This window comes from Enterococcus sp. C46 (genome assembly GCF_040887565.1).
Taxonomy (GTDB): Bacteria; Bacillota; Bacilli; order Lactobacillales; family Enterococcaceae; genus Enterococcus_B; species Enterococcus_B lactis.
The window spans coordinates 122,498-147,172 of the sequence record NZ_JBFOGA010000002.1 but is presented as its reverse complement, the minus strand read 5'-3'; the positions used below and the strand labels follow the sequence as shown (position 1 = coordinate 147,172).

19 protein-coding genes are annotated in these 24,675 nt (G+C 39.6%); 1 reads left to right on the top strand and 18 read right to left on the bottom strand.

From position 1 onward, the window contains the following. Nucleotides 1-11 precede the first annotated feature (11 nt). From AB3I27_RS03905 to AB3I27_RS03895, 3 genes are read right to left on the bottom strand one after another with little or no spacing between them, the layout of a single operon-like run. Entirely contained in the window at nt 12-767 is a 756-nt protein-coding gene (locus tag AB3I27_RS03905) for an ABC transporter ATP-binding protein (RefSeq protein WP_002309821.1), read from the bottom strand. Continuing rightward, a complete protein-coding gene (locus tag AB3I27_RS03900; RefSeq protein WP_002309822.1) occupies nt 764-1,723 on the bottom strand; it encodes an iron chelate uptake ABC transporter family permease subunit in 960 nt (319 codons plus the stop codon). The genes AB3I27_RS03905 and AB3I27_RS03900 overlap by 4 nt, the downstream gene beginning before the upstream one ends. Beyond that, on the bottom strand, nt 1,716-2,666 hold the full coding sequence (locus tag AB3I27_RS03895; protein WP_002309823.1) for an ABC transporter permease: 951 nt from the start codon (nt 2,664-2,666) through the stop codon (nt 1,716-1,718). The genes AB3I27_RS03900 and AB3I27_RS03895 overlap by 8 nt, the downstream gene beginning before the upstream one ends. A gap of 149 nt (nt 2,667-2,815) precedes the next feature. Here AB3I27_RS03895 and AB3I27_RS03890 point away from each other — a divergent pair, with 149 nt between their 5' ends. Beyond that, nucleotides 2,816-3,268, top strand: a complete 453-nt coding sequence (locus tag AB3I27_RS03890; protein WP_002345490.1) for a YueI family protein — start codon at nt 2,816-2,818, stop codon at nt 3,266-3,268. Nucleotides 3,269-3,355: 87 nt separating this feature from the next. Here the strand turns inward: AB3I27_RS03890 and gshAB are convergent, their stop codons facing one another. The 15 genes from gshAB to AB3I27_RS03815 all read right to left on the bottom strand — a co-directional run bounded on the left by gshAB (nt 3,356) and on the right by AB3I27_RS03815 (nt 24,654). Continuing rightward, nucleotides 3,356-5,623, bottom strand: coding sequence for a bifunctional glutamate--cysteine ligase GshA/glutathione synthetase GshB (gshAB, locus tag AB3I27_RS03885; RefSeq protein WP_002313943.1), 2,268 nt, complete (start codon nt 5,621-5,623; stop codon nt 3,356-3,358). A gap of 186 nt (nt 5,624-5,809) precedes the next feature. Then, entirely contained in the window at nt 5,810-6,808 is a 999-nt protein-coding gene (gene ftsY, locus AB3I27_RS03880; RefSeq protein ID WP_002287900.1) for a signal recognition particle-docking protein FtsY, read from the bottom strand. 11 nt (nt 6,809-6,819) lie between these two features. Continuing rightward, entirely contained in the window at nt 6,820-7,629 is an 810-nt protein-coding gene (locus tag AB3I27_RS03875; RefSeq protein WP_002313942.1) for a Cof-type HAD-IIB family hydrolase, read from the bottom strand. A gap of 8 nt (nt 7,630-7,637) precedes the next feature. After that, entirely contained in the window at nt 7,638-11,219 is a 3,582-nt protein-coding gene (gene smc, locus AB3I27_RS03870; RefSeq protein ID WP_235042674.1) for a chromosome segregation protein SMC, read from the bottom strand. A gap of 19 nt (nt 11,220-11,238) precedes the next feature. Next, a complete protein-coding gene (gene rnc / locus AB3I27_RS03865) occupies nt 11,239-11,925 on the bottom strand; it encodes a ribonuclease III (protein WP_002287896.1) in 687 nt (228 codons plus the stop codon). Nucleotides 11,926-12,461: 536 nt separating this feature from the next. After that, entirely contained in the window at nt 12,462-12,728 is a 267-nt protein-coding gene (locus AB3I27_RS03860) for an ATP-binding cassette domain-containing protein (RefSeq protein ID WP_368022907.1), read from the bottom strand. Nucleotides 12,729-13,476: 748 nt separating this feature from the next. After that, nucleotides 13,477-15,258 (bottom strand): oligopeptide ABC transporter substrate-binding protein, encoded by a 1,782-nt coding sequence (locus AB3I27_RS03855; protein ID WP_002290476.1) that lies wholly within the window; start codon nt 15,256-15,258, stop codon nt 13,477-13,479. A gap of 26 nt (nt 15,259-15,284) precedes the next feature. Further along, a complete protein-coding gene (locus tag AB3I27_RS03850; RefSeq protein ID WP_002290475.1) occupies nt 15,285-16,199 on the bottom strand; it encodes an ABC transporter permease in 915 nt (304 codons plus the stop codon). Between the two features lie 26 nt (nt 16,200-16,225). Further along, a complete protein-coding gene (gene opp4B / locus AB3I27_RS03845) occupies nt 16,226-17,188 on the bottom strand; it encodes an oligopeptide ABC transporter permease (RefSeq protein ID WP_002290474.1) in 963 nt (320 codons plus the stop codon). Further along, nucleotides 17,188-18,132, bottom strand: a complete 945-nt coding sequence (locus AB3I27_RS03840) for an ABC transporter ATP-binding protein (RefSeq protein WP_222896957.1) — start codon at nt 18,130-18,132, stop codon at nt 17,188-17,190. The genes opp4B and AB3I27_RS03840 overlap by 1 nt, the downstream gene beginning before the upstream one ends. Next, nucleotides 18,133-19,137: an ABC transporter ATP-binding protein gene (locus AB3I27_RS03835; RefSeq protein WP_002309832.1), complete on the bottom strand. Its 1,005-nt coding sequence runs from the start codon at nt 19,135-19,137 to the stop codon at nt 18,133-18,135. A gap of 267 nt (nt 19,138-19,404) precedes the next feature. Beyond that, a complete protein-coding gene (gene acpP / locus AB3I27_RS03830) occupies nt 19,405-19,647 on the bottom strand; it encodes an acyl carrier protein (RefSeq protein ID WP_002290470.1) in 243 nt (80 codons plus the stop codon). Between the two features lie 120 nt (nt 19,648-19,767). Next, nucleotides 19,768-20,769: a phosphate acyltransferase PlsX gene (plsX, locus tag AB3I27_RS03825; protein WP_002290467.1), complete on the bottom strand. Its 1,002-nt coding sequence runs from the start codon at nt 20,767-20,769 to the stop codon at nt 19,768-19,770. Nucleotides 20,770-20,817: 48 nt separating this feature from the next. Next, nucleotides 20,818-22,854, bottom strand: coding sequence for an ATP-dependent DNA helicase RecG (recG, locus tag AB3I27_RS03820; RefSeq protein WP_222896956.1), 2,037 nt, complete (start codon nt 22,852-22,854; stop codon nt 20,818-20,820). Nucleotides 22,855-22,971: 117 nt separating this feature from the next. Next, nucleotides 22,972-24,654: a DAK2 domain-containing protein gene (locus AB3I27_RS03815; RefSeq protein ID WP_002290465.1), complete on the bottom strand. Its 1,683-nt coding sequence runs from the start codon at nt 24,652-24,654 to the stop codon at nt 22,972-22,974. Between the last annotated feature and the right edge of the window lie 21 nt (nt 24,655-24,675).

Genomic DNA, 24,675 nt, shown 5'->3' with positions numbered 1-24,675 from the left:
TAATGTTAGTTTTAGAAATAAAGACAGAATCTGCGGCCTTCAATCTCACAAATCCGTATGTCCATTTCGTACAATTCATCCAATACATCTTTTTTTATCATTTCTTGGGTCGTTCCTTGCGTGAATAACTTCCCATCTTTCATTGCAATAATTTCGTCTGCATAACTTGCAGCAAAGTTGATATCATGAAGAACAATAACAATCGTTTTTCCGATTTTTTGTACTAAATTTTTTAAAATCTGCATGATTTGAACCGCAAAATTCATATCTAGATTGTTCAAAGGTTCATCCAGTAAAATATAATCCGTGTCTTGCGCTAGCACCATTGCAATATACGCACGTTGGAGTTGACCTCCTGAAAGAGTGTCAATCGATTGATCTGCTATTTCTTCTAGCCCGAGGTGTTCCAGTGATTCCTGAACGATTTTCTGATCTTTTGTCGTCAATTTTCCTTTCGTATAAGGAAATCGTCCAAATTCTACTAATTCTTTCACGGTGATTTGGACATTTATTTCATTCGATTGTCGCAGGATCGACAATTTTTTGGCTAATTCATTGGATCTCCAAGCCTTTACTTCGTTATGGTCTAAATAGATTTCACCTGTATCTTTTGGTATCAAACGACTGATCATCGACAACACTGTTGACTTTCCAGCACCATTTGGACCGATAAAAGCAGTCAACTTCTTTTCAGGAATCGTTAACTGTACATCTTTGACCACTGATTTTCCATGGTACAGTTTATTGACCTTTTGTAAATCGATCATAGGATACTCTTCCTTTCGCGAATCAATTTTGTGACAAAATAAATTCCTCCGACAAATTCAACAACGACACTCACTGTTGTATTCCAGCCGAAAATCTGCTCTACTGCGAGCTGTCCGCCTGTCAGAAACAGCATAGCTATTAGAAAGCTTCCGATAAATAGCAGACCATGACGATAAGTAGAAAATATACGGTAACTGACATTTGCGACAATAAACCCTAAAAAAGTAACTGGACCTACAAGAGCCGTTGCTGTTCCTGTCAAAAGACTGACACAACATAAAATAAAAAATTCAAATCGATCTGTGTCTATCCCAAGGTTTACAGCTTGTTCATTCCCAAGATGGAAAACGTCTAGCACATGTCGATATCGAAATAACAGGAACCAGCAGCCGATAATAATCAAAGAAGCAGGCAAAAGATACTGGCTTTGGATATTGCCAAAACTTGCAAATAATCTCCCTTGAAGCAAATCATATTCATTTGGATCCATGATGACTTGTAAAAAGGTACTGACACTACCAAAAAGCGTGCCTAAAATCATCCCTGACATCAGTAACAAAAAAAGATTTGCTTTCATTTTTTTCAAAAGAAAGAAAAATAACAACAGACTCAACCCGACCATCAGCCCAACGTTCAATAAGAAAAAACCTGTACCTGTCTGCTGAAGCATCGTCACTCCTCCGATAAAGAAGAAAAGGACCGTTTGGACAAGGACGTATAACGACTCAAGTCCCAATACGGAAGGAGTCAAAAACTGGTTATGCGTAATTGTCTGAAAGCTGATCGTAGCACTGCTGACAGCTAGCGAGACAAGGATAAATGCAAAAATTTTCTTGCTCCTCAATACCCACGCAAAATGCCAGTTTCCATATGTATGGATCATCAAGTACACTCCTGTAACAAATAGAACAAGAACAAGCATACCAATAAAAATAGACGGCTTTTTTTTAAGCATATCGTCGCCCCCTTATCAGAAGACAAAGGAAGATAGCCCCACCGATGATTCCAACGATCACACTGACTGGTATTTCATAAGGAAAAATCAACACACGAGCGACAAGATCGCAAAATACTAAGAACAAACTACCTGCTAAAGCAGTTACGCCAATGGTTTTGTGCACTTGATCTCCATATATTCTAGAGACAAGATTCGGAATAATCACTCCGATAAAAGGAATGCTTCCCACCATGATCAACATGACTGCACTAGCCAATGAAACCAAGCCAATGCCTAAAAACTGCATCTTCTGGTAATCTATTCCCAAATTTACTGCAAACGATTCGCCCAGACCAATAATCGTAAATTGGTAAGCAAATAGCCAAACCAAGAGCAGCAATGGAACAACAGCATACAGTAACTCATAATTTCCTCGTATCACAGTCGCAAAATTCCCTTGAAGCCACGAAGTCATATTTTGTACCAACTGGAATTGATAAGCAAAAAAAGTAGCAACTGAACCAATGATATTCCCTAACATGACCCCAATCAACGGAAGCATCAATTGATTTTTCTGGGGGAACAATCGCGTAAGGGATAAAAAAAGCAATGTTCCTGCAAAAGCAAAGCAAAATGCAGTCAAGGATCGGACGATCAAGGATGCACCAGGTAGGAAAATCATGGCCACTAAAATACCTAAACGCGCACTATCCATCGTGCCCGCAGTCGTTGGTGAAACAAATTTATTTTGGGTCAAATGTTGCATAATCAACCCACAAATACTACTAGTCGCTCCCACAAGGATCAAACAAATCGTTCGCGGCAAACGAGTCGCTAGCAAAATTTGTAAACTTTGCCCATTTAACTGGAGCAATTCTGACAATTGTACATTTGATACTCCAATGAACAATGAAATACTACTTAAAATAACTAATAATGCTACTAGTCGTCCGTAGCGCATCCAATCCACCTTTCTAATTGAGAATGATTTTCATTCTTATTTTAAGTGAATCGTTGAACAAAAGCAACCGCTTTTTCATATGTTTTAGGTATTATTGGGAATATGCTATAATCGTAAGAAAGACAAAGAGAAGAAGGAGGGTATTTTTTATGGCACAAGATGATGTAAAAAGCCATTTGGATAAGGGACTTTATGGTACACCTTTAGTGAACCCTGAAGAACAGCATAAATATTTAGGGACATTCAGGGAACGTTGCTATCTTAGTATGACTGTTGCTGAAATGATCCAACCGAAAAACAAAGAAAACTTTTTAAAAGAACTCAAAAAACATCCAGATGCTTCCATACTCTTGAATGGGGCTCTACCCCTTTCTGTCCAAAACCAATATATCCAGATAGCAACGAAAAACAATAGCCGATTTACTGTAGTCAACGATTACGTCACTGCAAATCCTGAGGAATTCGGATTGCTCTTAACAGCAAAAGAAGCAGTAAATGAACCTGTGATCGATATCGAAAAAAAATACCCAGAAGAAAACTCTTCGCCATCTGAAAAAGAAAAACCAAAAAAGAAAAAAAGCTTCTGGGATCGTTTATTTTAAAACGAAAAAACACATAAATTTTTACATGCAAAAAAGCTTTTGAACAGATTGACATCAAATAGGACAATCTGTCAAAAGCTTTTTCGTTTAAAATATTTCAGGATATAACAATTTCAATACATTCATCGTCAATCTTCTGCCTTTTCCTGCAAAAGGATAAACATGCATATGCATCGCTGGATTGAAATTTGCTTCGATGATCCCGTATGCTTTTTTATCGGTTGTAGGATCGATTTCTTTATCTGGTATGATCAAATCAATACCACTGATTTTAGCTCCTAGTGCTTCTACCGCAGAAACGGCGATTTTTTTGTAAGCTTCAGAAAATTCATCAGTCATATCGATCGAATCACCGCCCGTACTGATATTTGAGTTCTCCCTTAGATAAACAATTTGATTGGCTTGGGGAACTGATTCGATCGTTAACCCTTGTTCTTTCAACATCAATTGTTCTAATTCGCCTAATTGGATCAATTCCAACGGTGCACGATGATTCGTTCCACGCAAAGGGTCACTATTTTTTTCTTCAACAAGTTCTTTCACTGTTCGGATACCGTCACCAATAACATTAGCAGGGACTCGCAACATGATGGCTTGGACTTCTCCACCGATTACAAAGAAACGATATTCCGTTCCCGGCATAAATTCTTCTACTAAAACCGAGCTGTCTTCACGAAAAGCAATCGCCAATCCTGCTTGATAATCCTCCAGATCAGCCCCTTCCTTGAAAATCGTGATACCTAATCCGTAATTTGTGGACTTAGGTTTGATCACAAATGCCTGATCGGCAAATCTTGGATAAGCTTTTACGGCTTCTTCCATGGATGAAAATTCTGCGCCTCCTGGTACTCGGAACCCAGCTTCTTTTAAAACTTTTTTCGTTACTGTTTTGTTTTCCATGATAAGTGGAACGATATAGCTGTCCTTACTTGTCATGTTTGCATTTTTCACATATTCTACATGGTCTTGGAATTGCAGACGCAAAAATTGATCCGACTCATCTAATACTTTGACTTGGACGCCTTTTTGGATGGCATCGAACATAAATATCTGAGTAGAAAGTTCCATTTCGCGAAAACCGGCCAACTGATAGGGACGTTCATGACTTTCTTTATAATATTGATGCCCCAATGCCACAGCAACTTCTTGCTGACTCGATAACTGTGCTTCTTGATAGAGTTTCGCTGCTAACGTTTGTTCAGGATAATCCATTTGAGTCAATGCTTCCTCTACTAAATAAAGAGAATCCAACCAATCCAATTCAACCAGCATTTGCTTCATCCCTTCAAGAATTTCTCTACCTTCTTGATGAAATTCTGTTTGATCTGATGGTTGTTCTAGTGCTACTTTGTTATTTCGAGTCGTACCTTCTGCCACCCATTGGTCACTGTCTTCTTTTTCTTCTGTCCATAGCATATACATCAGGAATAATTGTAAGAAACGAACTTGTTCTGGATTGATTCCCAGCCTTGCATAAGGATTCAGATCGATATTCCGCAATTCAATATAACGAACGCCTGTTGTTGCTAAATCTGCGACTTTCTTTCCACCTCGGAAACGAAGCGGTGTATAAAATTCTTTCTCCTCTGAAAGTTTCCCTTCTTCGATCATTCGCTCAATATCTGCTAAATACTGTTTCATAGAAGCATAGGAAACTTTCACATTTGGATGATTCGTATACCCCAGCGCACTGTTGCGAATACTGCGAACAGGTTCTTGCGGATGTGATTCATTTATAAAATAGTTCTTCTCACTCATCGGTGAAGCACCGAATAAATAAGTGATCATCCAGCGATAGCGCATAAAGTTTCTCGCTGTTTTCAAATAAAGTTCTGTTTTGAATTCAGAAAAATCTTGAAATTCTTCCTGATGGCTGAACAATGTTCTTAGCAACTCATCGCCAAATTCAAAATTGAAATGGATACCGCTCACCATTTGTTTTCGCTTCCCGTATTCTTTTGCTAAGTAACGTCGATACAAAACATCTTCGAAATTTTTTAATTTTGCAATAATGATTTCTTCGTCTTTTTCCGGTAAGGCAGGTGGCATACTTAATGGCCAGATCATCTCTTCTTTCGGTATAGAACGAGCAGTCACATCATAAACAGCAGCCAGATACTGAAATAATTCGGGAATAGAATCGGTAACAGGGGTGATCATTTCTGTTTGTGTTTCGCTAAAATCTGTTTGGATATAGGGGTGATAGGATCGATCGCCAAAGATTGCTGGATGATCGGTTTTTGCTAGATTTCCTGCAAGATCAACCCGCTGTCCTTCCCGTTCTATACCAAATCGAGCTTGGTCGATAAAAGGGCGCGCATTGACATGCAATAATAATTGCTTAAAATTCATCATTAAGTGACCTCCAATTCATATGAATCTAATTATAATCAAAAAGTCTAAGAAAAAGAACGAAATTGTTTGAGAACCGCTTACAAATAAGTATAAAAATGAAGGCATCAAAAACACAGCTATGTTAAAAACAATCATTCAAACAAGGAGCTGCAACTTTTGTTACAGCTCCTGCTTTTTAGACATGGGTTATTCTTCTTTTAGTAATCCTTTGAATAATCCAACGACAAAATCGTTTGGATCAAACGGCTCCAAGTCATCGATGCCTTCACCCAACCCGACCAATTTCACTGGTAAATGCAGTTCATTACGGATAGCAAGTACGATACCGCCCTTTGCTGTACCATCTAATTTTGTCAAAACAAGACCGGTCACATCTGTTGTTTCTTTGAATTGTTTTGCTTGAACCATCGCGTTTTGACCAGTTGTTGCATCTAATACAAGTAGTGTTTCTTGGGGTGCTTCTGGTAATTCCCGCTGGATTACTCGTTTTATTTTTTCTAATTCGTTCATCAAGTTCACTTTATTTTGCAGTCGGCCTGCAGTATCAACTAATAAAACATCTGCCTGCTCTGTCTTTGCTCTTTCCAAAGCATCGAATACGACAGCTGCTGGATCGCCGCCTGCATTGCCACGAACAACTTCAACACCAGCGCGTTCGCCCCAGACAACTAATTGGTCGATTGCTCCAGCACGGAAGGTATCTGCTGCTGCCATCAATACTTTTTTACCTTCGTTTTTGAACTGATGAGCAAGTTTACCAATACTTGTTGTTTTCCCTACACCATTGACGCCGACAAACAAAATAACTGTTAGTCCGTCTTCTTGGATATTTAGTTCATTTACTTCATTGATTCCTTCCGCTTCATAGAGATCCACAAGTTTCTCGATGATCGCATTTTGAACTTCTGCCGATTTTTTCGCATTTCTGAGTTTCACTTCTTGACGTAACGCTTCGGTGATTCGTATCGCTGTTTCAAAACCTACATCTGCCCCGATAAGTGTTTCTTCTAATTCTTCAAAAAAGTCTTCATCGACTGTTCGAAAATTGGCAAACAGCTCATTCATCCGTTCACCAAATGTTTTACGCGTCTTTTCTAAACCCTTGTCATACTTCTCCTGTACTTCAACTTCTTCCGTTTTCTCTTCGCCAGTAAAAGCACGCTTGATTTTATCAAAAAATCCCATTTGACTCCCCCCTAATCTAATACAAATTTTTGGATCACTTTGGCTACGCCATTTTCTTCATTGCTGACTGTCACAAAATCTGCTGCTTCTTTGACGAAAGGCACAGCATTCTCCATCGCTACGCCTAGACCAGCGTATTGGATCATCGGTAAATCATTTTCTTCATCACCGATTGCCATGATTTCTTCTTGTTTCAAACCAAGATCTTTTGCCAATAAAGAAATACCATAAGCTTTTGTGACACCTTTTGGCATAAATTCCAAAAGCATACTTCTCGTTTTGATGATCTCATACATTTCATGGAATTCTACTGGTATTTCTTTGATTTTAGGATCTAATTCTTCTTGGTCATAAGCGATTACTGCCTTATTAAGCACAAATTCATCTGTAATATCGCTTATATCCGCTGGTTGGAATTGCAGCAGCTTATTCAACACATTGTACAAGGATTGCTTTCTTGGGGCACTAGGCAGCTGTAAAACCACATTGTCAGACAAAACATCTAGTGGCAGATCCAATTGCTGAGCCAATTTGTATAAGCGTTGGATATCTGATACTTCCATCACTTTCTTTTCCATGATTTCACCAGTATCGTTTTTTTGTACTAAACCGCCGTTGAAAGTGATGCTGTAATCACCCTCATCTACCAGCCCTAATTCTTGCAGATAATGCGCCATCGCCGCTAAGGGGCGTCCTGTACATAGAACGATCTTGACCCCTTGCTGTTTTGCTTGTGCTAATGCTTGTTTATTCTCATCTGAAATCAGCTTTTGTTCATTTAATAATGTACCATCCAAATCGATTGCTACTAATTTGATCATTTTCGTTCCTACACTTTCGTTTCGTTGATTTTCGCCTCTTCATTGATATCTTCCATCCGTACAGAAACGATTTTTGATACACCGGATTCTTGCATCGTCACTCCGTACAGTACATCTGCTGCGACCATCGTTCCTTTGCGGTGTGTGACTACGATAAATTGTGTGTCATCTTGGAAGTCGCTTAAGTAACGACCAAAACGTTTTACATTTGCTTCATCTAACGCTGCTTCTACCTCATCTAAGATACAAAACGGAACAGGACAGACACGGATAATAGAAAAGAGCAGCGCAATGGCTGTAAGTGCTCGTTCTCCTCCGGAAAGCAAACTTAAACTTTGCAGTTTCTTGCCAGGAGGTTGTACTTCAATCTCAATACCTGTTTTCAGCAGATCAGTTGGTTCTGTCAGTACTAATTCAGCTTTACCGCCGCCAAACATATTGGGAAAGACAATTTTGAATTCTTGACGGATAGCTTCAAATACTTCTTTGAATCTTGTCCGCACTTCATCATCCATCTCATCCATCGTTTCAAACAACTGGTTTTTCGCTGCTAACAGATCATCTCGCTGTGTCGCTAAGAAGGTATGTCTTTCACTGACTTGTTCGTATTGTTCGATTGAATTTAAGTTTACTGGCCCCAGTTTTTCAATTTGTTCTTTTAAGGAGGCAACCTTTATTCTGCTGTCTTCAATATTGGTTGTTTCTTGATAGTCGTGGGAAGCTTTCTCAAATGTCAGCTGATATTCTGACTGCAGATAGGTCAAATGATTATCTAAAATCATTTCAGCTCGGTCTTTTTGGACTTCTAATTTGGATTGTTCCGACAGTCGTGCTTTTTGCTCACGATTACGCTCTGCCAAGACTGCTTCAAGCTCATCGATCTCCCTTTGCCTTCTATCTCGCTGCTCTTTGGCTTTTGCCAACTCGGCTTTTAATGTTTCTCGCTGAGCAGATAATTCGTTAATTTGTTTTTCCAAACTTTCTTCTGTGACTTCATGATCAGAAAAGTCTGCTGTCAATGTCGCCAACTGTTTTTCTATCGCTTCTTGGCGTTCGATTGCCTCTGCTTTTTGGACTCGGGCACCGCGGAGCTGGATCTGCAGATGATTAAACTGCTCTTTCAAGACAGCAAGATCTGCTTGTTCTTGTGCTTTTTGACTTTGCACTTGTGCTCTTCTGGCTTCCATCTGGTCACTTTCTTGACTTAAAGATTTGATTTCTTCGTCGATTTGTTGACGTTGCGTTTCAAGATTTGTTTGTTTGTCTTTCAACTCGTTCGTTTGTTTTTCGTAATCTTCGATAAACTGCTGTAGCTCACGTGTCTCAAAAGTTGAGATTTGCTTTTCTTTTTCAAAACGTTCAAGTTCGTTTATGATGTTTTGCAGCTGATTTGTCGCTTCTTGTTCTTCAAAACGTAATTGTTCGCCTCGTGTACGCAAAACTTCTTGTTCTTCGGCTAAACGAGCTGTTTCTTGTTGCAGCTCCTGAACTTTCTTTTCTTGCACTTGAAGTTGTTTATCTGCTTCTTCGAATTCACTAGTCAACTGTTTCAATTCTTGGTTTTGTACAAACAAACTGCCTTGGTTTCCTCGTTTGTTCGCTCCACCTGTCATGGATCCTCCGGCATTCATCACGTCACCTTCTAAGGAAACCACTCGGTATTGATAGCGGATCGTTTGTGCGATCGCATTGGCACTAGTTAAGTCTTTTGCTAAAAGGATCGTTCCTAACAGGTTTTGAACCACTGTTTGGATTTGATCAGGATAAGCAACTTGTTCACTGGCAATCCCTATAAACCCTTCTATAGCTGCCGCTTGTGTCAATATATGAGCTGGTAACTGTCTTGGTTTGATTGTCGTCAGCGGAAGGAATGTTGCTCTTCCTCCTCTTTGCTGTTTCAAATACGTGATGGCTTGCCGAGCATCTTTTTCATTTTCAACGATAACATGTTGAGCTGCTCCACCTAAAGCTGTTTCGATGGCTAACGTGAAATCTGCAGGGACGTCGATCAGTTCAGCTACTGCTCCGACAATACCGGAAAGCTGCTGTTTATGCTGCAAGACCAATCGAACGCCTTGGTAAAAACCAAAATAGTTTTCTTGGATCTCTTGAAGGCTTTTCTGACGAGCACGCAGCTGCTGGACTTGATTCATCAATTGATACATTTTAGGCTGTTCTTTTGCTAATGCTTCTTGGAACTTTTTCCCGTTTCGTTGGATCATTTCTAACTTCTCTTTTGTTTCAGTTAAAGATGATTTTAGCTGCGCCTGCTTTTGTATCAATTCTTCTTTTTGTAAGATCAATCGGTCTACTGATGCTTCTACTTCCGATTGCTTGGCTAACGTCTGCTTGCTTTTTGCTGTTTCTTGTACATATTGACGTTCCAGATACTTCAGTTCGTTTCCTACAGCTGCTTGTTCTTGCATTAAATCAACATATTGATCTCTTAATTCTGCCAATAATTCTTTCGTTGATTTTTGGTATTTTTCTAATTCTTGCTGTGTTTTTATGAGATTTGCTTCAGCTTTTTGGATCTCTGTTTCTTTTTCTGCTGCTTCTTTCATCAAGCTTTCTTGAAGCTTTTCAAAATGTTTAACCTTTTTTTGTGCTTCTGCTAATGAAGTTTGATATTCTTGCGAGCTTTTTTGTGTATGCTTTGTCCGCTCCTGCAAAACATCTTTTTGTCCTTCTGTCTGCTTCAGTTTTTCCGAAAGATCTAATAATACTTGCTGATTTTTTTCGATCAGACGGTCGGCTTGCGCATTTTCTTTACGCTGCTTCGCCAAAATGGATTCTTGTTCTTGGATCGACTCAGATAGTTCACCTAATTCTAGATTGAATTTCGCAAGCTGTGCTTGTTTGTTGTCCCAATCTTTTTTTGCTGTCTTGATTTCAGCAACCATCAAAGAAACATCGGTTTGAGTCAGTGTTTCTTTTAGCTGTAAAAACTCCTTTGCTGCCTCACTCTGGGCGGCCAAAGGAGTTAACTGTTCTTCCAATTCATGGATGATGTCTTGGACGCGGCTGAGGTTGTCTTCTGTTTCAAAAAGCTTTTGTTCTGCTTTCTTTTTCCGCTGCTTGTATTTCAACACACCAGCTGCTTCTTCAAAGATCCCACGACGGTCTTCCGGTTTACTACTGAAAATTGCTTCTACTTTTCCTTGAGAAATGATTGAGAATGATTCTTTTCCTAATCCAGAATCTAAGAACAATTCTTGGATATCTTTTAATCTGCAGCTTTGTTTATTGATGAAAAACTCGCTTTCCCCAGTCCGTCGATAACGGCGGGTTACACTGATCTCATTGTACTCCAATGGCAGATAATGATCACTATTGTCTAAAATCACTGTGACTTCTGCAATATTCAGCTGCTTTCGGGTATCGGAACCGGCAAAGATGATATCCGGCATTTTTCCGCCTCGCAAACTTTTAGCAGATTGTTCTCCTAATACCCAGCGGATAGCTTCTGTAATATTGCTTTTTCCGCTGCCATTTGGTCCAACCACTGCTGTGACGCTGTTTTCAAAATCAATGACTGTCTTGTCTGCAAATGATTTAAAACCGGCTATTTCAATTCGTTTCAAATACAAAGCTTTCCCTCACTTACTTTTACAGTGCTGCTAATGCATTTTCCGCCGCAGCTTGTTCTGCTAATTTTTTCGATTTTCCTTGTCCAGTGCCAATCAATTGATCATCTACATAAACTTCGATCCAAAATACTCGTTCATGAGCTGGACCTTCTTCATTGATCAATCGGTATTCGATCGATACATCACCTGATTTTTGTAAGACTTCTTGCAATTTTGTTTTATGATCCATCTCATGTGAAAAAGCACCTGCTTTGACTTTAGGAAAAATCACTTTTTCGATGAACGCATGGGTCGTGTCGAATCCTTGGTCAAGATATAACGCGCCTAAAAAAGCTTCGAATAGGTCGCAAAGCAATGCTGGTCGCGTACGTCCTCCTGAATTCTCCTCTCCCTTGCCCAACAGAACATATTGATCAAAGTGACATTCTTTGGCAAATTTCGATAAGCTGTCTTCGCGAACGATCGCTGCTCGTGTTTTTGTCAATTTTCCTTCTGGCAAATGAGGATATAAACGGAATAAATACTGAGAAACCATCAATTCTAAAACGGCATCTCCCAAAAATTCAAGTCGTTCATTATCCGATAATTGCAGATTGCGATGCTCATTCACATAGGATGAATGGGTAAAAGCTTGTTCAAGCAAATTTAGATCGTGAAAAACGATGTTATAATTTTCTTTTAGTTCTTTTGTCAGCTGGTTGTCCATTTTCCACATTCCTTTTATGGATATTTTTTCGATACTTCCTTATTATACTGGTTTTTTGTTAAATTTGAAATGGTTCGGGTAAAAGGTAAGTAAAGCTTTAATAATCCTAGTGATTGACGAGAGGTTGTGAAAAAGCCGTTTAGTTCGGAGTATTAGAGAAATAAACAAAAAGACAGCTTCTCATATTTTGCCGTTTCTTGAACGAATACCGTGGAATAGCTGATTGAACACTGTTCATACAAAAAAAGGATGTGACACGACTATTGTCACATTCCTTTTTTGTACAATCCCTTATTCTCGTATGTTTTAAATGACTTCTTGGACGGCGGGTCCTAGCTGAACCTCTGAAACATGAATGCTCAATAGAAGAAACACCGTTAGTAACACTTGAAAAAGGAGCGAAATGAACACACACCATTTTATCCATCGTGGGTGAATCTTTGGCTGATGACTTTTCAATAAAACGATTGAAAAAAACAGTCCAATCACTGGTAAACTATCAGACAAAACCAACAGAATGAACACATAAATAAGGTTTATTGGATTGATTTCTTCCATTCATTCATGTCCAACACATGATCGAATTCTGCTGCCAATGTTGGATCATGGGTGACCACAAGGACCGTAGCTCCTTTTGCATTCAGTTCTTGTAATGCTTGAAGGACGATTCCTTTGTTCTTTTGATCAAGAGAGGCTGTTGGCTCATCTGCAAAGATGATCTTTGGTTCTTTCAAAAATAAACGAGCAAGAGCAATTCGCTGCTGTTCTCCTCCGCTTAAGAGAAATATTTTTTTGTCTATCAAATGGTCTACCTGAAATTTTTCGAGGGATTCTTTGATTTTCTGCTCCTCTTTTGAGACCAAGGTCAAGTAATCGTCTGGTACATTTCCTGCTGATTTTCTTCACCACTCGCTGCTTCGATGATGATCGATGAATGGATTTCTGGAATCGCTGATTTGATCATTTCGGTTCCAACAAAAGAAATAGCATATAAAAAACTGGTGACTGTGAATAGAAAAAAGAAGCGATAGATTTTTTTCATCGTTTAGAAGAAAGAAGCGGTTGGATCAGCCGCACTAACGGCATTGATTGGTGCGATCCAGCTGCTCAAGGCAATAAGTGTACATGAACTTGCTATCATCTTTTTCACATTTCTCTTCATTTGTATCCGCTCCCTTTTTTGAGTGCCTAAAGTGTCTCACGAGTGACTATTGAAACATACTTGAACAAGCAAAGGCGACAGTCGTTCGGTCCCCCTTTTTTTATTTTAAAAAGAGATAAGTGTGAACCTTCTCTTTTATTAACTACGCGAAAAATTCCCATCAATTTAAAATAACAATAATTTTTATTCAATTTAAATTAAATAACACACATTTTATACATTTTCCTTCTTTAAAATCTATTTAAATTATATATAATGACACATTTATATTCAACGTGTTTTTAAAATAAAGTTTTAAAAAACTACATTTATTTTTATTTGCTATCAAAAATAACGATAATAAAAAAAACCGAAAAAGGACATCGCCCTTTTTCGGTCATTTTTATTGATTATGAACGTGAATCTGCTGTAACAGAAACATTTGCCCATGGGTTTGGTACATCATAAGACCAATCCCAGTCTTTGACGCGGTCGTTCACTGGCAATACTTCGTTACGGAACAACGTTGGAATCGCAAATGCTTCTTCAAACGCATACTGTTGCCATTTTTGATAGGCTTCTTTCAAATAGTCTTCATCAAATGCTTGGCTTGAACTGATATCGTTGATCAATTTTGTATTTTCTTCTGATTCATAACGAGTGTAGTTGAATGCTGCATTCGGTCCCCATAGTCCACTTGGATTTGGATCAGTTCCTGTATTCCAAGCAGCTTGGTAAACATCGATTTCAGGATCATCGTTTTCTAATTTATCGTAGAAAGAGTTGAATTCAATCAGACGACCTGTTGTGTATTGGACATCCAAACCGATTTCTTTCCATTGTTGGATATAGTAATCTGCCAATGGTTGCGCTGTTTCTCCACCAGACATCGAAGCAAAGTTGATGGTTAATTTGTTTCCATCTTTGTCTTCTCTTAACCCATCGTCGTCCACATCTTTGTAGCCGGCATCATCCAATAGTTTTTTCGCTTTGTCTAAATCTTGCGTGAATCCTTTCAATTCATCATCATGATAAGATTGGAATACTGGAGGGATCAATGAAGTAGCATTGCTTCTTAATCCTGCATAGAAACGTTCGCCTACTGCATCATTGTCTAAAGCATAGCCCATTGCTTGACGTAATGATTTATCTGCCATTTTTGAATCCGGGTTGTATTCTACACTCTTTGTTTCCGCGTTCCATTTACCTAGTTTAAATCCTAGATAAGTATAAGATGTTTGTTCACGACCTAAATTTGTATAGCCGGAAATTTCTTTATACGTATCATATGTGTCTGTTGGCATTTGGAAAATCATATCGTATAATTTAGAGTTCAATGCTTCAGTTGCACTGGCTGTTGGTACAGATTTCATCGTGATTTTTTTCAGTTTAGGCGTACCATTCCAGTAATGCTCATTTGGCAAGTATTCCACAGATTCTCCAGCTACGATGTTGCTCATGTAGTACGGTCCGAAAGTTACTGGGTTTTTACGTACTTGATCGCTAGATTCCATATCTTTGATTGCTATACCTTCCAATGTATGTTTCGGTGCTGCATAAGACCAAATCCCGCCACCAGCTTGCAGCATGCTTGGGTTTACATCTTTATATTCGATCTCAACTGTTTTGTCATCCACTTTTTTGATACCAGAGATCGTATCGGCACTTCCATCATGATACTCTTCCATCCCTACGATATTACGGAACGTATCGTCGTATCGGATACCAGTGTAATCTTTATGACCGATGATCTCATATGGGAAAATCACGTCATCAGCTGTTACGTCTTCACCATCTGACCATTTGACATTGTCTTTTATTTTGATTGTTGCTTTCTTCGTATCTTGATCTAGGTCAAGTGTAGCTGCTCCATCATCGGTGATTCGGAAATCATCGTTACTTGCAAATAACGCTTCATGAGAAGGAGCCATGAAAGCTGCATCAAAAGAATCTTGATAAAACTCCCACTGGAACAATCCTTTGAACTGACTGTCCGTTGCGACCGCAGCTTCTAATTCACCGTCTTCGATTGCATCATCATTGTTTTTTGTTGCGATTGGAAAAGTTAATTCCTCTTTGTTATTGCTGTTGCCTCCAGAGTTATTTCCAGAAGTATCTGTACCTCCGCCCCCGCATGCTGCAAGAACAACAGCAGACATCAGCGTTGCAAATCCAAAAATCGTTTTCTTCATTCCTATTTCCCCCTTCGCTTCTATAACTAGCCTAACCGTTGGCGTGCATCTGCAGAACGCTTGAATGCCTGTCCAACATAATTGATACTCAACATCAAAACTAAAATGAGGATTGATGCGGGTAACCAGATCCATTGCCGATTCACTAAGACTTCTCCATTACTTGCATAACCGATCAGTGTACCTAAACTAGGTACATTTGCCGGCAAACCGAAACCTAAGAAAGTCAAAGTTGTCTCGATACCGATGTTTGCCGCAAAGTTCATTGTCAAGTTCGTAATGATCAATGAACTTAGATTCGGCATAATTTCGCGGAACATGATTTTAAAATCACTTGTTCCCATTGTTTTTGAGGCACTGACATAATCTCTTCTTGCTTCAGATAATGTCTTGCTTCGGAATAATCGGGCTTTAGCTACCCAATAAAATGCACTCATGATGAAAATAAAGGACCAGACATTGTATCTGGAAATAATCGAAACGAAGACGATGATGATCAACATAATCGGTAGAATCATGATAAAATCAACAATTCGCATCAAGATGTTGTCAATGATCCCTCCGTAGTAGCCAGAGATGATCCCTAATCCAACCCCGATGATCGAAGTAAGGATCGTGATCGCAAATCCGATCGTGACAGAGTTTCTAGCACCTATGATCAATTGACCTAATACATCACGTCCGCCTTCATCTGCTCCCAGAATGAACTTTTGTCCTTGTGTCGAAACTGCTCCTGGGGCAGCATATTTGTCAAAAATACTAACATACATCACTTTATCTTGATCGGTCAGCATCGCACCGATAAAAATCACTAATAATAAAACCACTAGCAAACCTAATGAAAAAATAGCGATTTTATCTTTTTTAAATTCTCGAGCAATCATTCGTATCCCCATAGGAGGGATACTTTCTTGAACTGCTGTATTGTTTTTTTCACTCATCGATCCATTCTCCTTTCTGATTGGTTTTATTGAATCCGAATACGCGGGTCAACGATACTCATAATGATATCTGACAGTAACGTCCCCACTAGCGTCGCGATTCCTAAAATCAATACTAAGGATGTGATCACGGTGTAGTCTCGTTGACCAATAGAGTCAATAAATAGTTTCCCGACTCCTGGATAGCCAAAAATCTTTTCGATAACTACAGAACCAGCAATCAACGAAGTGATTTCATACCCCATTTGCGAAGCCATCGGCAACGCTGCATTCCGGAAGATATGTCTACTGAATACTTTATTCGTCGGTACCCCTTTGGAACGGGCTGTTCTGACAAAATCAAGCGACTTCGAATCGATTACTTCGCTTCGCAGATATTGGATCGTAACGGCAGTCGCCAGAAATGCTTGGGTAATCGATGGTAGCAGAATATATTTCAAGCGATCTATCCACTGAGTGATAAATCCCCCTTGCAAACCTAGTGTTTGAGAACCGCTTGTTGGGAACCAGCCTAAACGATAACCAAAAACAAACAGCATGATCAAGCCGAAGATGAATAACGGAACAGCAAAACTAAAGAAGTTATAAATCACGACGATCTTATCCAAGATCGAATTTTGATACCGGCCTGCTAGCATCCCTAGAGGCACAGCAATCAAATAAGTAAGGACAACTGTCAAGATCGATAGATATAACGTGTTGATGATCCGTTCACCGATTAGGTCAGCAACAGAGCGTTTGTATAAGAAACTTTGACCAAAATCGCCTTGCAAAGCATTTCCGATCCAACGGAAGTACTGGACATACCATGGGTCATTCAATCCAGCTGATTGTCGCATTTGTTCGATCACTGCCGGATCTTGGTTTGGGTTGATCAAACCAGTAAATGGATCCCCTGGCATCGCTTGGGCTAATAAGAAGATCAGAACACTTAAAATAATAACTTGCGGGATCATCAATAAAACACGTCGCAGAATCGTTTTCCACATTAGCTCGCACCTCCATCTTTCAACGCCACTTTATGTGTAGTTGTGATCGTACGCAAATCGTAGACTCGGCCAGTCGCATCATAGTATTCTCTTTGGTTTTGGATATACTCTTGTTCTACTTTTCGGCGATTTTCTTTGTGGCTTTCCCGATTTTCTACATCGATTTGCGGAATTGCTGAAAGCAGACGTTTCGTATAGATGTGGCGCGGGTCATTATAAATGTCCTCTCTTGTACCGATTTCTACAAATCGACCTTTGTACATAATTGCGATGTTGTCGCACATATGTTTTACTACACCTAAATCATGAGAAATAAATAAATAGCTGAGACCGTATTCTTGCTGGATCCGTTTCATGAAATTCAATACTTGTGCTTGAACAGATAGATCCAGAGCAGATACCGGTTCATCGGCCACGATTAATTTTGGATTAGTAGCAACAGCGCGGGCTACTCCTAGACGTTGGCGTTGTCCCCCTGAAAATTCATGAGGATATTTGTAAAGTGCATCTTCCGGCATCCCAACGATATCTAGCAATCCTTTTACCTTCTTCTTTTCTTCTTGATCGCTTAACCGTTCAAAATTTTGGATAGGTTCTGCAATGATATCCAATACTCGTTTTTTAGGATTCAAACTAGACATTGAATCTTGGAAAATCATTTGTACGTCTTTGTTATAACCCATTTTTTTTCGGTTGCTTCGCTTCGTTACATCTTTTCCTTCATACATGATTTGTCCAGCTGTCGTCTTTTCTAAACCAACGACTGCTTTTCCTGTAGTGGATTTTCCGGAACCGGACTCTCCCACCAAACCATACGTCTTTCCTTTTTCGATAATAAAATCCACACCATCTACAGCATATACATGATCCGTTACTCGATTGAAGAATCCACTGCGAATAGGGTAATGAACTTTCAGGTCTTTGATTGTGATTAATTCTGTCATCTACACCTCTCCTTTTTCGTCTCTAAAGTGGAAATGCTTGTAGCAAGAGCAACGTACCAAATGGTTCGGAGCGACTTCATGAAGGATAGGATCTTCTTCGTGATCACTTGCTGGTATCCACGGAATACGTGGAGCAAATCGGCACCCTTTACGAGGCATGTTTTTCAGAGAAGGAACCACACCTTCGATCACATGGAGTTCTGCATCATGATTTCCTTCTTGAGGTATAGAGTTCAATAAAGAGCGCGTATAAGGATGTTTCGGATGATCAAACAGTTCTTTTACACCCGCTACTTCAACAAACTGTCCGCCGTACATCACTGCCACTCGATCAGCCATTTCTGCTACGACTCCTAAGTCATGAGTGATCAGGATGATTCCTGTTTTTGTTTCTTCCTGAAGATCTTTCAGTAAATCAAGAATCTGTGCTTGGATGGTTACATCTAGGGCTGTCGTCGGTTCATCTGCAATGACGATTGGAGGTTTGCAGGCGATTGCGATCGCGATGATGACACGTTGTCTCATACCGCCTGATAATTCATGGGGATATTGACGTCCAACTCTTGCTGGATTAGGAATCCCTACTTGTTCTAGTAATTCCAGTGCGCGAGCTTGACGCTGTTCTGCATTCATCTTTGTGTGATAGGAAAGTCCTTCTTTGATCTGGTCTTCGATTCTCATGAGAGGATTTAATGCAGACAACGGATCTTGGAAAATCATTCCGATATCATTTCCGCGGATTTTATTATAAAGCGTTTCGTTCAGTTCGATTAAATTCAGATCGTTATATAAAATTTCACCTGTAATTTTTGTGTTATTAGGATCAAGTAATCCCATAATCGTAGTAGCTAATGTACTTTTCCCGCACCCAGATTCCCCAACGATTGCTAAGATCTCGTTTTTGTCTAAAGTAAATGAAACATCATCTACTGCATCATAATAGTCATCTTTGAGTCGGAAGCCTGTATGTAGGTTCTGAACTTCTAATAATTGATTATCTGACAATCGAATACCCCTCTCTGCTTCCTAAACGGAAGTTTTTCTTAGTAAAGAAAGAACATTACACAGAATAAAGCGTTTTATAACAAAGGTTATTCTTATCTTTGTGTAATGAATTATTAATAATTATATAGAAAACTGCTTTACTTTGCAACATAATTTCTAATTATCGCCAGAATTATCAGAAAAATGTCTTTTCCGTGTCAGAAAGATTAAAAAAAGAAGGATAAAAAGTTGCATATAACTTTTTATCCTTCTTTGCTTTTATTGAAATTATTTGAGATGGCTGCTAATATAATCTACTGCACCGCCAACTGTTTCAATTTGTTCAGCGTCTTCATCTGAAATTTCTGTACCGAATTCATCTTCAAGTTCTAAAACGAACTCCATAATACTAATTGAATCAGCTTTTAAATCATCTTTGATGTTCAATTCATCCGACACTTTATCGGTATCTATCTCAAAATGATTTGAAATAATTTTCGCTACTTTGTTAAATACTTCTTCGCGAGTCAACTTTTTCACCTCCAAGAATCATACACTTGTCAATTACCTACACCATGGCTAATTTTACTGACATTTTTCAGGATTGTCCACCTTTTTTTAACGAACCGGATTGCCTCAGCTATCTGAATATTATTCTTCGCTTTTTTCAAATTGTTCGACTAACTGCCCTACTACATTTGTTTCAAGCATCGTGTGGATTTGGCGGATCGTATAGCGGACAGCATCAGGACCTGTTGCTCCGTGGGTTTTAATGACTGGTGCTTTCAAGCCAAACAAAACAGCTCCGCCATGTTTGGAATAATCCATTTCAGATTTTAAAGAACGCAAGCCGTCTTTTAAAAGCATGGCGCCCATTTTCCCTTTGATCCCTTCGTTTAGAATAGCGGATTTTAATAGATCCATCATATTCATTGCCGTTCCTTCAATGGATTTCAAAACAGCATTGCCTGTAAATCCATCTGTGACTACTACGTCAGCCACCCCATTGAGCAACTCGCGCGCTTCTACATTTCCAATGAAATTCAAACTGGTTTCATTCTGAAGAAGTTCATAGGCTTTTTTCGTCACTTCACTACCTTTTGTGGCTTCTGTTCCGTTGTTTAAAAGAGCAACGCGGGGACGTCCGATCCCTCGGACTTTACGTGCATAGAAAGAACCTAAAATACCGTATTGCAACAAATGTTCTGGTTTGTTTTCTGCGTTAGCGCCAAGATCCAGCATATCGAAACCGGCACCTTCTTTTCCTACTACTGGCAAGGTAGACATCAAGCCAGGGCGTTCGATATTTTTGATACGTCCTACGATGAACAAACCCGCTGCTAGCAGCGCACCTGTATTCCCTGCTGAAAATATAGCATCCGCTTCGCCGTTTTTCACTGCTTGTGCAGCAAGGACCATTGAAGCAGTCTTTTTCCGTCGGATCGCTTTTACTGGCTCATCATCACTATTGATTTTTTCGTCTGTATGGATAATCGTGATGTTTTTTTCATTTGTTAAGTATTTCTTGATTTCTGCTTCTTTTCCGTAAAGTAAGAATTCTACTTCTGGAAAATCTTGCTGAGCTAAAGCCACGCCTTCTACAATTGCTTGAGGTGCGTGATCTCCGCCCATTGCATCTACGGCAATTTTCATTGTTCCCACTCCTTTTTCCATCATCATTATAAAGTATAGCATAGTCTGCTAATCGAAATAACGATTATCCTGATTTTCTATCTGGAGGCTTTGTGCTAGAGGCTGATACTCAGGCATCATCTGCCAATTCTTTATCTGCCAAAGAGCTGCAGCCTCTTCTCTGGCTACCTCCAAAACATTTCCATCCGTCACCAAGTCAGCAATCGCAAATTGAGGTAAACCAGATTGTCGGAAGCCGAATACTTCACCGGGACCGCGTAATTCCAGATCTTTTTCACTTAGTACAAAACCATTGGTGGTCTCTGTCATGATTTTCATCCGTTCCACGCCTAGTTCATTTTTGGGATTAGCAACTAAGATACAGTAGGAAGCATCACTTCCGCGTCCAACACGTCCACGAAGCTGATGCAGCTGTGCCAAACCAAATCGATCCGCATCCATAATCAGCATGACGGTTGCGTTTGGCACGTTTACCCCTACTTCTATTACCGTAGTAGAAACTAATATCTGCATCTGGTTATCTTTGAAAGCTTCCATGATCACTTCTTTTTCCTGATTCTTCATTTTACCATGTAACAAGCCAACTTCATATTTTGGCGCAAATAGTTCACGAAGTTTTTCATAGATTTCCACTGCGTTTTTTACGTCTAATGCTTCTGATTCTTCGATCAGTGGACAGATGACATACATTTGATGTCCTCTTGCCAGTTCTTTCCTTGTCCAATCCAGTACACTGTCTAATTGAGGTGTTCTTACCCAGCGTGTTTCAATAGGGATACGCCCAGCTGGAAGTTCATCAATGATCGATACATCCATTTCACCGTACGCTGTGATAGCTAGCGTTCTAGGGATCGGAGTGGCTGTCATAAACAAGACATCAGGTCGCCAGCCTTTTTCACGAAGGACTTTCCGCTGATTCACACCAAAACGGTGCTGTTCATCCGTAATAACTAGACCTAAATTATGAAATTCAACTCCATCTTGGATCAATGCATGTGTACCGATCACGACGTTGATTTCTCCTCGTTCTAGTTTTTCAAGGAGTTCACGTCGTTCTTTTGTTTTCGTTGACCCTGTAAGCAATGCGACCGTTACTTCATTGGGATCAAACAGCTGTTGCAAACTTTCCATGTGCTGTTGTGCCAAGATTTCGGTAGGCACCATCAACGCACCTTGGAAACCCGCTGTAACGGTGGCATATAATGCAATTGCGGCAACCACTGTTTTTCCGCTACCTACATCTCCCTGCAAAAGTCGCTGCATATGTTGAGGACTGCGAAGATCCCGACAGATTTCATTCGTTACTCGTTTTTGGGCATTTGTCAGTTCAAAAGGTAGCTTTTGAGTAAATTCTTTTAATTTTTGGACATCATAAAGGATCTCCAAGCCATTTGTTTCTGCTTTTTCTGCTTTTTTCAATCCTTGAAGACGCATTTGAAATAAAAAGAATTCTTCAAAAACGACACGTCGTTTGGCTTGGTGATTTTCTTCGTGGTTTTTCGGAAAGTGCATACTTCTTACAGCGGAAGCTCGGTCAAGTAGTCGATATTTCTCCACAAGGTTGTTCGGCAGGTTTTCTTCGATCAATGTGCCGTATTCTTGGAACCCTTTTTTGATTAGATCAACTAATGTCGTTTGACGAATCGATTTATTGACGTGATATATCGGCGAAAAGTCATCCATTGTTTGAGAACCTAAAATCTTCATCCCGTTCAAGGCTTTACGCTTTGCATCCCATTTACCGTATACGGCGATTTCCTCCGATAAAATGACTTTTTCTTTTAGATAAGGTTGATTAAAAAAAGAAACGTTGAACACATCATGTTCTTGCATCATACGAAATTGCAATCGGCTTTTTTTATAACCAAATCGATTCATCACAGGAGGAGAGACTACGATTCCTTTCAAAGTAACCTTTTCTTGATCTTGGATCTCGTTTAGATTTCTTTCCTGAATATCTTCGTAGCGAAAAGGATAATAAGTCAGTAAGTCTTCAATCGTTTGGATACCCAAGCTGGCAAGACTAGCTGCTCTTTTTTCTCCGACTCCTGCCAGCATAGTGATTGGATCATCTAAAGAACGCATATATTTTTTCCTCCCTCCTTTAACAAAAAAAGGACTTGGTCAGTGATCATACCTGATCACTAACCGAAGGCCTTTTATGAATGAATACTGTGTTAGAAAGATATTCTGTCACAGGAATTATTCAGCAGAAAATAGATAAGGATAGACAGGCTGATCTCCTTGGTGGATCTCGATTTCCAAATCAGGATGTTTTTCTGTTAGTTTCTCAGCAAATTCATTTGCTTGTTCAACTGTTCCTTCATCACCTGCTAAGATCGTTACGATCTCTGTGTCCTCATTGATCATTTGTTCTAGTGTACTTAACGCTGTTGCTGTGATATCTGGGTTAGAGATCATGATTTTTCCATCAATCATGCCTAAAAAGTCGCCTTCTTTGATCTCTACACCGTCGATTGAGGTATCTCTGATTGCGTGAGTGACTTGACCACTTACGACGCTAGACAACATTTCTGTCATCGTTTCTTTGTTTTCTTCTAAAGAAGCTTGATCATTGAATGAAAGCATAGCCGTCAATCCTTGAGAAATCGTTCTTGAAGGAACGACTGCTACTGGGATATCTGCTACTTCTGCCGCTTGATCAGCTGCCATGAAGATGTTTTTGTTGTTCGGTAAGACAATCACTTTATCTGCGTTCACTTCTTGGATCGCTTTAACGATGTCTTCCGTACTTGGGTTCATTGTTTGCCCACCACTGATAACATAATTAGCGCCTAAACTTTCAAACAGCTCTTGGACGCCTTTACCAGCAGCGATTGCTACGATACCATACGGGATACGTGGTGTTTCTTTTTTCGCAAACTCGTTCACTTCTTCATCATGTTCCAAAATCGTCTCATGCTGCAAGCGCATGTTGTCGACTTTGATTTTGACTAATGAACCGAATTTTTGTCCATAGTTCAAGACTTCTCCTGGGTTTTCTGTATGCACGTGAACTTTGATGATCTCGTCATCATTGACCACAAGTAAAGAATCTCCAATACCATCTAAATAGTTACGGAATTCTTCGTAGTCGAACGTGCTATCAACAGTAGGTCCTTCACCGATTTTCACCATGATTTCTGTACAATAACCAAAATGGATATCTTCTGTCGCCATTTGTCCTTGGACACTGCGATGGTGCTCTGCATTGACCATATCATCCATTTCTGCTGGAGAAGGTTCATATGTTTCATCCGCTTGGAATTCTCCATTCAATGCGCTTAAAAAGCCCTCATAAACAAACAGCAATCCTTGTCCTCCACTGTCTACAACACCGACTTCTTTTAGGACTGGAAGCAAGTCTGGGGTTTTAGCTAAAGCACGTTTTGCTCCTTTTACAACAGCTGTCATCACTTCAACGACATCGTCTGTACTCTTAGCTTTCTTTTCTCCAGCTTTTGCTGCTTCTCTAGCTACTGTCAAAATCGTTCCTTCTACTGGTTTCATTACTGCTTTATACGCAGTTTCAACACCATGAGTGAATGCTGCAGCAAGATCAGAAGCATTTAATGAGACAACATCTGGAATTTGCTTAGAAAATCCTCGGAACAATTGAGACAAAATAACGCCGGAATTTCCGCGCGCACCCATCAACAATCCTTTTGAAAGCATTGCTGCTAATTCTCCTACTTTTTCTGAGGTTGAATCTACTACTGCCTTCGCTCCACTAGTCATAGATAGATTCATATTTGTTCCCGTATCACCATCTGGCACAGGGAATACATTTAATGAATTGACGTATTCTGCATTTACTTGCAGACGATTCGCACCAGCCTGCACCATTTCCTGGAACTGGCTTGCACTTATTTCTGTTACACTCACCTAGATAATCCTCCTTCAGAT

Coding starts and splice junctions, on each gene's coding strand:
- gshAB (WP_002313943.1), bottom strand. CDS start 5,623: ATGATGAATTTTAAGCAATTATTATTGCATGTCAATGCGCGCCCTTTT.
- AB3I27_RS03895 (WP_002309823.1), bottom strand. CDS start 2,666: ATGCGCTACGGACGACTAGTAGCATTATTAGTTATTTTAAGTAGTATT.
- AB3I27_RS03850 (WP_002290475.1), bottom strand. CDS start 16,199: ATGAGTGAAAAAAACAATACAGCAGTTCAAGAAAGTATCCCTCCTATG.
- plsX (WP_002290467.1), bottom strand. CDS start 20,769: ATGAAAATTGCCGTAGATGCAATGGGCGGAGATCACGCACCTCAAGCA.
- ftsY (WP_002287900.1), bottom strand. CDS start 6,808: ATGGGATTTTTTGATAAAATCAAGCGTGCTTTTACTGGCGAAGAGAAA.
- AB3I27_RS03875 (WP_002313942.1), bottom strand. CDS start 7,629: ATGATCAAATTAGTAGCAATCGATTTGGATGGTACATTATTAAATGAA.
- AB3I27_RS03890 (WP_002345490.1), top strand. CDS start 2,816: ATGGCACAAGATGATGTAAAAAGCCATTTGGATAAGGGACTTTATGGT.
- AB3I27_RS03900 (WP_002309822.1), bottom strand. CDS start 1,723: ATGCTTAAAAAAAAGCCGTCTATTTTTATTGGTATGCTTGTTCTTGTT.
- rnc (WP_002287896.1), bottom strand. CDS start 11,925: ATGGACAACCAGCTGACAAAAGAACTAAAAGAAAATTATAACATCGTT.
- opp4B (WP_002290474.1), bottom strand. CDS start 17,188: ATGTGGAAAACGATTCTGCGACGTGTTTTATTGATGATCCCGCAAGTT.
- AB3I27_RS03840 (WP_222896957.1), bottom strand. CDS start 18,132: ATGACAGAATTAATCACAATCAAAGACCTGAAAGTTCATTACCCTATT.
- AB3I27_RS03905 (WP_002309821.1), bottom strand. CDS start 767: ATGATCGATTTACAAAAGGTCAATAAACTGTACCATGGAAAATCAGTG.
- AB3I27_RS03855 (WP_002290476.1), bottom strand. CDS start 15,258: ATGAAGAAAACGATTTTTGGATTTGCAACGCTGATGTCTGCTGTTGTT.
- recG (WP_222896956.1), bottom strand. CDS start 22,854: ATGCGTTCTTTAGATGATCCAATCACTATGCTGGCAGGAGTCGGAGAA.